The 11,388-nt window shown below is 72.3% G+C and carries 13 protein-coding genes; 5 read left to right on the top strand and 8 right to left on the bottom strand.

Annotated elements, in window-relative coordinates; translation table 11 throughout:
* Nucleotides 1-60: 60 nt before the first annotated feature.
* From HCT63_RS04510 to HCT63_RS04495, 4 genes are all read right to left on the bottom strand, one after another.
* Nucleotides 61-1,194: an XdhC/CoxI family protein gene (locus HCT63_RS04510; protein ID WP_167001562.1), complete on the bottom strand. Its 1,134-nt coding sequence runs from the start codon at nt 1,192-1,194 to the stop codon at nt 61-63.
* Nucleotides 1,195-1,276: 82 nt separating this feature from the next.
* The gene (locus HCT63_RS04505; RefSeq protein WP_167001561.1) at nt 1,277-2,374 is read right to left on the bottom strand and encodes a VWA domain-containing protein; all 1,098 of its coding nucleotides are present in this window, start codon (nt 2,372-2,374) and stop codon (nt 1,277-1,279) included.
* Nucleotides 2,375-2,377: 3 nt separating this feature from the next.
* The gene (locus HCT63_RS04500) at nt 2,378-3,262 is read right to left on the bottom strand and encodes a MoxR family ATPase (protein WP_243842876.1); all 885 of its coding nucleotides are present in this window, start codon (nt 3,260-3,262) and stop codon (nt 2,378-2,380) included.
* A 9-nt stretch (nt 3,263-3,271) separates the two neighbouring features.
* On the bottom strand, nt 3,272-3,883 hold the full coding sequence (locus HCT63_RS04495) for a nucleotidyltransferase family protein (protein ID WP_167001560.1): 612 nt from the start codon (nt 3,881-3,883) through the stop codon (nt 3,272-3,274).
* Between the two features lie 56 nt (nt 3,884-3,939).
* Between HCT63_RS04495 and HCT63_RS04490 the strand changes: the two genes are divergently transcribed.
* The gene (locus tag HCT63_RS04490) at nt 3,940-5,205 is read left to right on the top strand and encodes an ArgE/DapE family deacylase (protein ID WP_167001559.1); all 1,266 of its coding nucleotides are present in this window, start codon (nt 3,940-3,942) and stop codon (nt 5,203-5,205) included.
* 22 nt (nt 5,206-5,227) lie between these two features.
* Here the strand turns inward: HCT63_RS04490 and HCT63_RS04485 are convergent, their stop codons facing one another.
* The 3 genes from HCT63_RS04485 to HCT63_RS04480 are packed head-to-tail and all read right to left on the bottom strand — an operon-like array spanning nt 5,228 to nt 7,118.
* A complete protein-coding gene (locus HCT63_RS04485; RefSeq protein WP_167001558.1) occupies nt 5,228-5,857 on the bottom strand; it encodes a hypothetical protein in 630 nt (209 codons plus the stop codon).
* 5 nt (nt 5,858-5,862) lie between these two features.
* Complete coding sequence (locus HCT63_RS20645; protein ID WP_279587724.1) at nt 5,863-5,997, bottom strand: hypothetical protein; 135 nt, start codon at nt 5,995-5,997, stop codon at nt 5,863-5,865.
* A gap of 38 nt (nt 5,998-6,035) precedes the next feature.
* A complete protein-coding gene (locus HCT63_RS04480; RefSeq protein ID WP_167001557.1) occupies nt 6,036-7,118 on the bottom strand; it encodes a hypothetical protein in 1,083 nt (360 codons plus the stop codon).
* A 78-nt stretch (nt 7,119-7,196) separates the two neighbouring features.
* Here HCT63_RS04480 and HCT63_RS04475 point away from each other — a divergent pair, with 78 nt between their 5' ends.
* Nucleotides 7,197-8,018 (top strand): N-acetylmuramoyl-L-alanine amidase, encoded by an 822-nt coding sequence (locus tag HCT63_RS04475; RefSeq protein WP_167001556.1) that lies wholly within the window; start codon nt 7,197-7,199, stop codon nt 8,016-8,018.
* Nucleotides 8,019-8,033: 15 nt separating this feature from the next.
* Nucleotides 8,034-8,912, top strand: coding sequence for a metallophosphoesterase (locus tag HCT63_RS04470; protein WP_167001555.1), 879 nt, complete (start codon nt 8,034-8,036; stop codon nt 8,910-8,912).
* Here HCT63_RS04470 and HCT63_RS04465 read toward each other — a convergent pair.
* A complete protein-coding gene (locus HCT63_RS04465; protein WP_167001554.1) occupies nt 8,867-9,529 on the bottom strand; it encodes an FMN-binding negative transcriptional regulator in 663 nt (220 codons plus the stop codon). The genes HCT63_RS04470 and HCT63_RS04465 overlap by 46 nt on opposite strands.
* 79 nt (nt 9,530-9,608) lie before the next feature.
* Here HCT63_RS04465 and HCT63_RS04460 point away from each other — a divergent pair, with 79 nt between their 5' ends.
* Complete coding sequence (locus HCT63_RS04460) at nt 9,609-10,175, top strand: SigE family RNA polymerase sigma factor (RefSeq protein WP_167001553.1); 567 nt, start codon at nt 9,609-9,611, stop codon at nt 10,173-10,175.
* Complete coding sequence (locus tag HCT63_RS04455; RefSeq protein WP_167001552.1) at nt 10,172-11,350, top strand: hypothetical protein; 1,179 nt, start codon at nt 10,172-10,174, stop codon at nt 11,348-11,350. The genes HCT63_RS04460 and HCT63_RS04455 overlap by 4 nt, the downstream gene beginning before the upstream one ends.
* Nucleotides 11,351-11,388: the final 38 nt, after the last annotated feature.

Here is an 11,388-nt window from a genome sequence, read left to right as displayed (position 1 = left end):
TCCCGCCGTCGCCCACGCTGGCGTGGCACACCGTGCGGGGCGGCAGGGCGACGCCGAGGGTCACTCCATCTCGTGGTGGATGCGTCCGTCGCGGGCGCTGAGGCGGTCGCCGCGGCCACCCCATTGGAGTGCGATGATCTCCGCGGCGATCGAGACCGCGGTCTCCTCGGGCGTACGGGCGCCGAGGTCGAGACCGATCGGGCTGGACAGCCGAGCGATCTCCTCCTCGCCGACCCCTGCCTCACGCAGCCTCGCGAGGCGGTCGTCGTGCGTACGCCGCGAGCCCATCGCCCCGACGAACGCGGGGCGGTGCGGCGGATCGAGGCGCAGCGCGAGCTCGAGCAGCGGCACGTCGAACTTCGGGTCGTGGGTGAGCACGCAGATCACGGTGCGCTCGTCGATCGCGCCCGCCTCGACCTGCTTCTGGAGGTACTTGTGAGGCCACGAGACCACGACCTCACGCGCGTCGGGGAAACGCGCCGCCGTGGCGAAGACGGGCCGGGCGTCGCACACCGTCACCTGGTAGCCGAGGAACGCGCCCTGCCGCGCGACCGCCGCCGCGAAGTCGATCGCGCCGAACACAAGCATGCGTGGCTTCGGCGCGTACGAGGCCACGAAGACCCGCATCCCCTCGCCGCGCCGTTCTCCGTCGGGGCCGTACGTGAGCGTGGCCGTACGACCGGCCGCGAGCAGGCCACGCACGTCGTCGGCGATCGCGGCATCGGCGCGGCCAGAACCCAGCGAGCCGCCGAACGCGTCGGGGCGGACGATCGCACGGCGCCCGACCCACGAACCGTCCGGGTGCGCGATCACCGTCGCCACAGCCACCGGGCGGCCGGACTCGATGTCGGCGGCGACCTCACCGAGCTCGGGGAACGTCTCCTGCGACACCGGCTCCACGAACACATCGAGGAGCCCGCCGCAGGTCAGCCCAACGGCGAATGCATCGTCGTCGCTGACCCCGTACCGCTGGAGCACGGGGTCGCCTGCGCCGACGACCTCCTGGGCGAGCTCATACACGGCGCCCTCGACGCAGCCGCCCGACACCGACCCGTACGCGCTCGCGTCCGGGGCGACGACCATCGACGCGCCGGCCGGGCGCGGCGCCGAGCGGAAGGTCGCGACCACGGTCGCGACGCCGGCCGTCTCGCCGGCCTTCCACGTCTCCATGAGCTCGTCGAGGACGTCACGCATGTGATCCACACTACGTTCTGGCCGTACGGAGTGGCTGCGCCGGCAGGTCGCACGCCGCGCTGGAGACACACCGCGGCGAGCCTCAGCGCCCGACCTCGTCGAGAAGGGCCTGGAACGCCGCCAGCGAGTGCCCGGCGACGAGCGCGTCGAGGTGCGGATGGACCGCGGCGATCCCGCCCTGCACGGGCGCATAGCCGGGTCGCCCACGGTGGGGGTTGGCCCACAGGACCCGGTACGCCAACCGGCGCAGGCGCTCGACCTGGGCCCCGAGCAGCACAGGGTCGCCCCGCTCCCAGCCGTCCGACGCGATCACGACGACCGCGCCCCGCGCCATGCCCCGCTGCCCCCAGCGATCGGCGAACGCCCGCAGCACCTCACCGAGCCGCGTGCCGCCAGACCAGTCGGGCACCGTCGCCCCTGCCGCGGCGAGTGCCTCCTCGGGGTCGCGCAGCCGCATCGCCGCCGTGACCCGCGTCAGCCGCGTACCGAGCGTGAAGACCTCGACGTCCCGCGGGGACACGCTGACCAGGCGGTGCGCGAGCCGCAGCAGGCTGTCCGCGTACGCACTCATCGATCCGGAGACGTCGATCAGCAGCACGACTCGCCGGGGCCGTCGCCGTGGCGCGCGGTAGCGGAGCGGCCCCGGCTCCCCCGCCCGGCGCAGCTGGTCGCGCAGCGTCCTCGTCGGGTCGAGGTCTCCCCGTCGGTGCGGCGTACGGCGTGGGCTGCGGCGCAGCGGCACCCGTACGGTCAAGCGGTCAAACATCCGCGCCACCTCGACCCGCTCGGTCGGCGACAGCGAGGCGACGTCGCGGTGTCGCAGCGTCTCCGCGCGGCTCGCGATCATCGCGACCTCCTGCGTGTCGTCGCTCGCGCCGACACCGCCGTCGTCGCCCTCGTCGAGCCCGGCCTGGACCACGACGCGGGGCGGCGGCTGTGTCCTCGTTCGCAGGCGCGGCTCGTCGGGACTGAACCACGCCGCGAACACCTGGTCGTACACCCCGAGGTCGTCGGGCTCCGCGCACAACGTCGCACGCCCCGCCCAGTAGACGTCGTGACGACGCTCGGGACCGAGCAGCGACACGGCCTCGACGAACGCCTGCGTACGGTCGGGCGTCACGCCGATGCCCGCCTCGCGCAGGGCGTGGGCGAAGCCGACGAAGATCGCGACGTCCGCCACGGGTCAGGCCAGCATCGTCGAGAGCGCCTCGCGGACGCGGTCGATGTCCTCGCGGTACTTGCAGACGGCGCCGATCGTCGCGGCGGCAGTCATGAGGTCGAGCTCGTCACGGCCGAGACGGTCGAGCGCGGCCGTCCAGTCGAGCGTCTCCGCCACGCCCGGCGGCTTGAGCAGGTCACCACGGGCACGCAGCTCCTGCACGACCCCGACCACCTGCTCGGCCAGTCGCTGCGAGACCTCCGGCATCCGGGTCCGGACGATCTCGACCTCGCGGGCCATGCCCGGGTGCTCGATCCAGTGATAGAGGCAACGTCGCTTGAGCGCGTCGTGGAGCTCGCGCGTGCGGTTGGAGGTCAGGACGACGATCGGCGGCTCCACGGCGCGGATGGTCCCGAGCTCGGGGATCGTGACCTGGTTTGTCGACAGGACCTCGAGCAGGAACGCCTCGAACTCGTCGTCGGCGCGATCGATCTCGTCGACGAGCAGCACCGCCGGCGCCTCGCGCAGCGCCCGCAGGATCGGGCGCGCCAGGAGGAACCGCTCGTCGAACAGCGACTGCTCCACCGCATCGGCGTCGACCGGTCGGCCCGGATCGGTGATCGCCTCGACGGTCCGCAGGTGGAGGATCTGGCGCGGGAAGTCCCAGTCGTACAGCGCCTGGGTCGCGTCGATCCCCTCGTAGCACTGCAGGCGGATCAGCGGGACCTCGTACGCGGCCGCGAGCGCCTCCGCCAATGCGGTCTTGCCCGTCCCCGGCTCGCCTTCGAGGAGGAGTGGTCGGCGCATCGCGAGCGACAGGTACGCGATGGTCGCGAGCCCGTCGTCGGCGAGATAGCCGACCCCGTCGAGGTCGCGGACGAGGTCGTCGCTGGTCTGCGGCTGCTTCACGCGCTCAGCCTATGCCGGTCCTGAGGTGCCGGGCGGCGTGTCCTGATCTCGCCCGGCCGCGAGGTCGCCGCACTCGATCGCGGTCGCGTCGTGCGCGTCGAGGTAGCGGCGACCGCCTTCGTCTCCCGACAGCGTCGCCGCCATCGCCGCCCAGTGCCCACGCCCGACGAGCACGGGATGGCCGGGGCGTCCGTCGTACGTCGCCCGCGCAAGCACGTCCTGTGCGGCGCCGGCGCCGTCGGCGTGGTCGAGCACCCGGCGTACGACCGGTGCGCCGACGTCCGGCAGGTCGACGAGCATGATCAGCGCCGCGTCAGCCCTCTCACCTGCCCCGGCCGCCAACGCCTCGAGGCCCGCCCGCAGCGACGCCCCCATCCCCGAAGCCCAGTCCTGCGCGAGGACGAACGACACGGGCGGACCCTCGTACGAGGCCCGGACCCGCCGCTCCTCGGCACCGACGACGACCAGGAGGTCGGTGCACCCAGCGGCCGCGATCTCCCGTACGGTCCGAGCCAGCCAGGTCGAGCCGTCCCCCGCGTCGACGAGGGCCTTCGGCATGCCCATCCGCCTGCCCTGGCCGGCGGCGAGGACCACTCCCGTCACCCGTGCGCACGTCGTCATGTCGCCAGATCCTGCCACCTGGACCCGGCGGCGAACCGGTGACGCACACTGGTGGCGTGACTGCTGTGCCCGACGCCGCCACCGTCCTCGCCCATCTCGATGAGGACGCCATCGCGGCCGACCTTGCGGAGCTCGTGGCCCTGGCGCCTGTCGACGGCACGGTCGGCGAGATCGCCGCCAGCCACTGGGCGGCCGATCGCCTCGCCCGCCTGGGGGCCGACGTGGACCACTGGGAGATCGACCTGCCGGTCCTTCGCCAGGAGCCCGAGTTCCCGGGGATGGAGGTCGAGCGGTCGGAGGCCTGGGGAACCGTCGGGATCTTCGGGGCAGGCTCTGGCGACGTCCCCGCGCTCGCCTTCAACGGACACCTCGACGTGGTACCGGCGGGCGACCCGTTTCTGTGGGCCGACAACGACCCGTTCACCGTCCGCCAGCGCGACGGCCGCTGGTACGGACGCGGCGTGTGCGACATGCTCGGCGGCGTCGCCGCCCTCTTCGGCGCGGTCCAGGCGCTGCGCGCCTCGGGAGTCACGCTCGCCCGTCCGCTCGCGATCCACGCCGTCATCGGCGAGGAGGACGGCGGCCTCGGCGCGTACGCGACGCTGCGACGTGGACACACCGCGGACGCCTGCGTGATCGGAGAGCCGACCGCCCGGCAGGTCGTCACCGACAACGCGGGGTCGCTGACCTTCCGGCTCGTCGTCCGCGGACGCGCGGCGCACGGCTCGATGCGGTCGAGCGGGATCAGTGCCCTCGACGCCTTCGACACCGTACGGGAGGCGCTGCGAGAGCTCGAGCGTGCGCGCAACGTCGATCCCGGCGAGCGGTTCGCGCACCTCGTGATCCCGTACCCGCTCTCGATCGGCACCGTCCACGCCGGCGACTGGGCGAGCACCGTGCCAGACCTCTGCATCGCCGAAGGCCGGTACGGGGTACGCCCGGGCGAGTCGGTGGCGGATGCCCGTGCGGCCCTGATCGCGGCCGTCGGCGAGGCGTCTCGCGCGGACCTGTGGCTGCGCGACCACCCCGTCGAAGTGACGTTCCCCGGCGGCGTGTTCGCCCCGGGGCGGCTCCCCGACGACCACGAGCTGCTCGACGTGGTGTGCGAGGCGGCAGCCGAGGCGGGCGCCCCGCGGCCGGTGCCGATCGGTGCCCCGTACGGCTCAGACCTGCGGCTCTACGCGGCCGCGGGCGTCCCGACGCTCCAGTACGGGCCAGGCAGCATCGGCGACGCGCACGCGGTCGACGAGCACGTCGAGATCGCCGACGTGATGGGCTGCGCGAGGGCGTACGCACTGACGGCACTTCGGCTGTGCGGCTGAGCGCCTGTGCGGGTGAGCGCCGTCAGGAGGTGAGCTCGATCGACAGGAACGGCCGTGACTGCGCCCCGGCACCGATCGGCTGCAGCGAGAGCTCGGCCTCGAGCCCGCCCGCGAGGACCGCGTCCGACCAGCGGGTGCCCGCCGCGGTGCCGAGGCCGATCGGGCGTGCGCCCAGCGCGTCGGCCCAGCCCTGGACGACTGCCACCGCGTCCTCGGTCGGCATCGCCCGGTCGCTGAGCTGCACCGACGTGACCTGGTCCCCGTCGGCCCACAGCGTCGCCGTATAGACGTCGGTCGCGAACCGGGAGCCGTCGGGCAGCACCAGCGCGACCCGGTCGGAGTCGTACTCGAACGCGCCGGGGAACCCGGGCATCTCCTCCTTGTCGAGCGAGGCGACCGTGACCGGCTCCCTGACGTCGAGGCGCAGCGTCCCGGGATCGCCGGAGAGCCGCGCCCAGACGACCGTCGCGATCACGGTGACTGCCACGGCGACGAGCACACCCCCGCCCGACCAGAGCAGGGAGGTGGAGCCGCGGCGCTGGCGCGCGAGCACACCGGCGACGACGAGGGCGAGGCCGATGGCGGCGAGCGCGGCCAGCCCGAGAAGCGCGAGGACCACGAAGATCCCCGCGGCGAGACCGGAGGCCCCCATAGGGACTAGCGGTCGCCCTTGCGACGCTCGAGCATCCGGCGCACGCGGGCCTCGTCCTGTCCGAGCACCTTCGACAGGAGCTGGACGCGATAGACGTAGGCAAGGACGACGATCCCGATGATGATCAACAGCCACAGCATGTGCTCAGCGTACGGGGCGCCGCGCAACGTGGGCAGTCTCAGCGTCGGGCGAGCTCGATCTTCCAGGCGATGAGCGACAGAGCCCCGAGGACGAGCGGGACACCCAACGAGATCACGCGCCAGATCAGGAACGCCGCGACGAGCTCTGGTTCGAGGCTCCTGTCGACGTCGACGTGGTAGAGCAGCGTCGCGATCACCACCGCGTCGAGCACGCCGAGGCCGGAGAAGAACAGCGCAGTCAGCGGATAGGCCACGAGGAACGCCGTCAGCACGGGGACAGCCGAGAGCTGGTCGGCGGGAACCCCGACGAATCGGATCGACAGCACGATCAGGCCCGCGTCGACGACGACCATCGCGACGAGCGCGAGAAGGGAGCGCGGGAGCGCCGAGCTGACGCGCCCGTACGCCGCGTGGCGGAACGCGACGACCGAGTCCCGCCACGCGTCGATGTCGATCCCCCGCTTGAACCTGCCCACCACCCGCGCGGCCCAGCCGCCGATCGAGGCAGCGAGCCGCTCGTCTCGGAAGCCGAGCCAGATCGCCAGCAGGATGGCGACGCTGATCAACGCGCTGAGGAGTGCCGGCACGATCTCCGCGGAGTCGTACATCCCGGTGACGATCATGACGAGGACGCCGAGGAGCGGGGCGCCAAAGCGGATCACGTAGAAGCTCAGGGTGTTCATCACGGCACCGGCGGTCGCCGCGGGCAACGCGATGCCCCACGAGCCGAACATCGCCATTCGTGTCACGTAGTCCGCCGGCGGGGGTGCAACGGCGTACATCACGGCCGAGGCCTGGTCGTTCTGGAAGGCACGCGGCACGCTGCATCCGTCGATGAACCACACGAGGGGCAGGCAGTTGAGGAGCTGCCTCATCAGCAGCCCGAGCACAAGGACGGCGAGCTGCCACCAGTGCAGGGTGGTGAGCGTCTCCCACACCTCCGCCCACTCCAGCCCTTGCGCGAGGGTGACGAGGACGACCAGGATCAGGGCGGTCAGGATCCACGGACCGACGGTGCGGACCGTACGACGCCACCTGGGCTGCGACGGATCGGCGGTGTCGCCGACACCGTCCGGGAGGGGGCGCGCCGACCCCGATCGTCCGGCGTCCGCGGCTGGCATAGCCCACAGCGTGCCAGATCGGGCGGTGTCCGCACGGCACACGCGACGGCGACCTCGCGATCCGGGTAGCCTCCCAGGATGCGCTTCTCGCCCGCGTTCGTGGTCGCCTGCGTCGGCGCTGCCGTCGTCGCAGCTCCTGCCCAGGCTCCGCAGACGAGACCGACGGCGAGCGTCCAGATCGGCGCGGCCATCGTCCCGGCCGCCTCGACCGTCGTCCCGGCCGCCGCCGCTGCACCGCTTGCGGGCCGGACGATCGTGATCGACCCCGGCCATCAGCTCGGCAACTCCCGGTTCCCGCGCAAGATCAACCGGCAGGTGAACGCGGGCGGTCTGCGCAAGGCCTGCAACACCACGGGCACCGCGACGGCCTCCGGATATCCCGAGGCGACGTTCACCTGGCGCGTCGCCGTCCGGCTCCGTTCACAGCTGGAGGCGCTGGGCGCGACGGTCGTCATGACCCGAAGCCGCAACAGCCGGCGCCTGTGGGGGCCGTGCGTCGACGTCCGCGGCAAGCTCGGCAACGCGGGCTACCGCGGACGCGAACGAGCCGCCGACCTCAAGATCAGCATCCACGGCGACGGTGCGACCCGGTCGGGACGCGGGTTCCACGTGATCACCACGAGGCGTCGCGGCGCGGTCGTACGCTCCGCCCGGTTCGGCCGCGAGGTGCGCGCGGCGCTCGAGCAGCGTGGCTTCCACCGCTCGACGTACACGGCCGGCGGTCGTGGTCTGGTGCGTCGCGGCGATCTCGGCACCCTCAACCTCAGCCGCATCCCCACCGTGATGGTCGAGCTGGGCAACATGCGCAACCGCCGCGACGCCCGCACGATGCGCTCGGCGGCCGGGCAGCGCCGCTACGCCCGGGCACTCACGACGGCGGCCGTCGAGCACCTTCGGTGACCTAGGCTGCGTGGGGTGCCGACCACGCATCGCCTCCTCCACCTCTCCGACACCCACGTGAGCCGTACCGGTCCTGACGAGGACGGTGTCGACGCGGTCGCCGCGCTCGAAGGGCTGCTCCACGACGCACGCCACGTCCCCGCCCTCGACCTCGTCCTCGTGACGGGCGACATCGCTGACGACGGCTCGTACGAAGGATGCGTCGCCGTCCGCGAGATGGTGGGCGCGTTCGCCGCGGAGCGCGGCATCCCGCACGTCTACACGACCGGAAACCACGACGACCGCGGTGCGTTCACGCGGGCGCTCGGCTCGGGGCACCTCGACGCCGACGGACGCGACGTGGGGCGGCTCGCCGGCGCCTCAGCCGGCAAGCGCGCCGCCGTGAGCGACGTCGGCGGCCTGCGGGTGATCACGCTCGACAGCCTCGTGCCCGGCGCCGTCCACGGCGAGCTGAGCGGCGGCGAGCTCGCGTGGCTGCGGGGCCAGCTCGCGACGCCCGCGCCGTACGGGACGATCGTCGCGCTCCACCATCCCCCGCTCTCCCTCGACTCGTCGCTGATCATGAAGGACGTCGGGCTGCACGATCGCGACCTTTTGGCCGACGCGGTCGCAGGGACAGACGTCCAGGCGGTGCTGTGCGGGCACTTCCACCACCAGCTGTCGGGCACGATGCGCGGGGTCCCCGTCTGGGTGACCCCGGGTGTGGTGACCCGCATCGACCTCACCGCACCGCCGTCGCGCACGCGCGCCGTGCTCGGTGCCGGAGCCACGGTGGTCGACCTCGGGGGGCCGTTCTCGCCGGCTTTCCACGTGCTGCAGGCGCGGGAGCCGCGCGCGGGCGAGCTCGTCTACCTGGTCGATGCCGTGTCGTGGGCCGACGTCGACGAGGAGTGAGCTGACATCGCGTCGGCGACCGCGCGCGGCTCGGCACCACCCTCTGCCCGCATCCCGGCGATCACCCCGGCCTGATCGGCGGCCGAACGGTTCTGGCTGAGCTTGGCCTTGGCCTCGACAGAGGTGACCGCGATCTCGATCCCGACGATCCCCCGCAGCTGCCCCTCGACGAACGGCTCGGGCGCATCCGTCACCGCCCACGGCTCCGCACGCGGCTGCTCGTGGAGATCGGTCAGCCGGGTGACGGCGTCGCGGAGCCATGAGGCATCGCGGTGCACACGGACCGTGCCGCGCAGCTCGACCCGCGTGTAGTTCCAGGTCGCGACGACACGTCCATGCTCGGCCTTCGCCGCATACCAGGACGGCGACACGTACGCCTGCGGTCCCGTGACCACGATCAGCGCGGGCGCATCGTCGGCAAGGGTGCGCCAGTGTGGGTTCGCGAGCGCCATGTGCGCGATCACGCGGTCCTCGTCGCGCAGCCAGACCAGCGGCAGCCGCGTCGCGTACGGGATGCCGTCGGCGTCCGCGGTCACGAGATCGCCGGCAGCGACCGTACGGATCAGCGTGTCGATCGCGGCGTCGTCGTCGAGGGCGTTGAAGCGGGGCACGTACACCTCGCCACCGTACGACCCTGCGGCAGCTTTCTCGGAACGCGAGTGAACCGATCTTGCGCCCGCTAGCGTCCCTAGGATCATGACCCCCCAAGAGCGCGACGCCTTTGAAGCGTTCGTCACCGCGCGCTGGACGCCGATGTTCCGGCTCGCACACGCCTTGACCGGCAACCGCGACGACGCTGAGGACGTGGTGCAGTCCGCGTTCGCGAAGGCGTTCACAGCATGGCAGCGTGTCCGAGCCGCCGACAGCCCCGACGCGTACGTGCGACGCATGATCGTCAACGAGGTGCGCGACGGGTGGCGCCGACGCTGGCGCCACGTGGAGCGGTCGGTGCCGGACGTGCCCGAGCGAGCCAGCGGCGGACACGATGACGCGGTCGCAACCTCCGACATCGTGTGGCGCTGTCTGCAACGGCTCCCCGCCAAGCAGCGCGCCGTCGTCGTTCTCCGCTACTTCGAGGACCTGAGCGAGCGCGAGGTCGCCGCTGTCCTCAAGATCCCACCGGGCACGGTCAAGAGCCGGACGAGCGCGGCGATGCGGATGCTGCGCACCGAGCTCGCCGCGCGCGGCCACGGCCTCGACCCAGATCCCGACCAAGGCGACACCCCGCGATCCACGATCGACCTCGGCAGGAGCCCGGCATGAACCTCGAGACCCTCGTCCGCGACTCCGTCGCCGACCACACCTCTGGCCCCGTACCGGAGCCTGACATGGTGGCGCTCACGCGTCGCCACCTTGCACGTTCTCGACCGCGGGCCGGCATGCTCGTCCCCGCCGTGGCCTTGGCCGCCGCCGGGGCCATCGCCGTCGGCAGCATCCTCGTCCGACCGCTGATCGCCGACGACCAGGCGCCGCTGGCCGTACAGCCGACCGACGGCCTCCACGTCTATCTCGCCGCAGCGACGCAGGTGGCGATGGACGGCACCCTGCACACGCGCACCCACGGCGGCCCCAAAGGCATGGCAGTGGCCACCCCCGAGGGAGTCGTCTATCTGGGCGACGACCGCCGGCCGTACCTGATGACGCCAGAGGGAGAGGAGACGCCGATCGGCGACCTGGTCAGCGACGATCCCGACTGGTCCCCGAGCCTGGCCGCGGACGTGGCGTCGTCGACGGTCGCCTGGACGAGCCGAGCCGACGGTCGTACGACCGTCCACGTGTACGACCTCGTCGACGGCAAGGAGCAGCGGCGACGTATCCCGCTCCAGAAGTCCGACACCGACACACCTGCGAGCGACGGGGTCATCCACGGTGTCGCGACCGGGATCGTGGTGATCGCGATGCGGTCGGACGCCGGCACCGAGTACCGGATCTGGAACACGATGACCGACGCCGGGTTCTTCGAACCCGAGGTGACCGGCGACCTGATGGTCTCGGGTGTCGCCGGCCGAACGATCCTGACCTACGGGCCGGGCGAGCTCGGCCGAGGTGGACCAGGTGGCGGTCTCGACGGTTGGGCGGTCGTACGCCTGGAGGGCGAGCACGACGGCGAGCAGCAGTACCTCTCCCCTGACGGGCGGCTGAGGCTGATCGCCGGGAACTCGGTGCACCAGGACGGTCGCCCCGGCGATCCCGTCGTCGTGGAGGACGTCGCGACGAAGCAGCGCACCGAGCTTCGGATCGAGGAGGATCGGCGCGACATTCCCCAAGTCTCCTTCGACACCGACGGGAGTCCGATGGTGCTCACGAAGCTAGAGGGGCGGAAGGGCTGGACCTTGTACGACTGCGAGGTCCCCGAGGAGGGCGAGGAGTCGTTGCCGTGCCACGTGCAGGCAACCGAGATCCGCCAGGCGTCCTTCCCCGGAGAGGGCACCTTCTGAGGACCACGTGACGCGACAGCGCCCCGCCGGTCCGAGGA

The sequence above is a fragment of the Mumia sp. ZJ430 genome (genome assembly GCF_011751845.1).
GTDB lineage: Bacteria > Actinomycetota > Actinomycetes > Propionibacteriales > Nocardioidaceae > Mumia.
Note: the sequence above shows the minus strand (reverse complement) of the source record. Positions and strands in the feature narration are given on the sequence as shown.

Bases quoted from the DNA above. Each gene is read 5' to 3' on its own strand.
- HCT63_RS04510 (WP_167001562.1), bottom strand. From the start codon at position 1,194: ATGCGTGACGTCCTCGACGAGCTCATGGAGACGTGGAAGGCCGGCGAG.
- HCT63_RS04495 (WP_167001560.1), bottom strand. From the start codon at position 3,883: ATGACGACGTGCGCACGGGTGACGGGAGTGGTCCTCGCCGCCGGCCAG.
- HCT63_RS04485 (WP_167001558.1), bottom strand. From the start codon at position 5,857: ATGGGGGCCTCCGGTCTCGCCGCGGGGATCTTCGTGGTCCTCGCGCTT.
- HCT63_RS20645 (WP_279587724.1), bottom strand. From the start codon at position 5,997: ATGCTGTGGCTGTTGATCATCATCGGGATCGTCGTCCTTGCCTACGTC.
- HCT63_RS04480 (WP_167001557.1), bottom strand. From the start codon at position 7,118: ATGCCAGCCGCGGACGCCGGACGATCGGGGTCGGCGCGCCCCCTCCCG.
- HCT63_RS04475 (WP_167001556.1), top strand. From the start codon at position 7,197: ATGCGCTTCTCGCCCGCGTTCGTGGTCGCCTGCGTCGGCGCTGCCGTC.
- HCT63_RS04460 (WP_167001553.1), top strand. From the start codon at position 9,609: ATGACCCCCCAAGAGCGCGACGCCTTTGAAGCGTTCGTCACCGCGCGC.
- HCT63_RS04455 (WP_167001552.1), top strand. From the start codon at position 10,172: ATGAACCTCGAGACCCTCGTCCGCGACTCCGTCGCCGACCACACCTCT.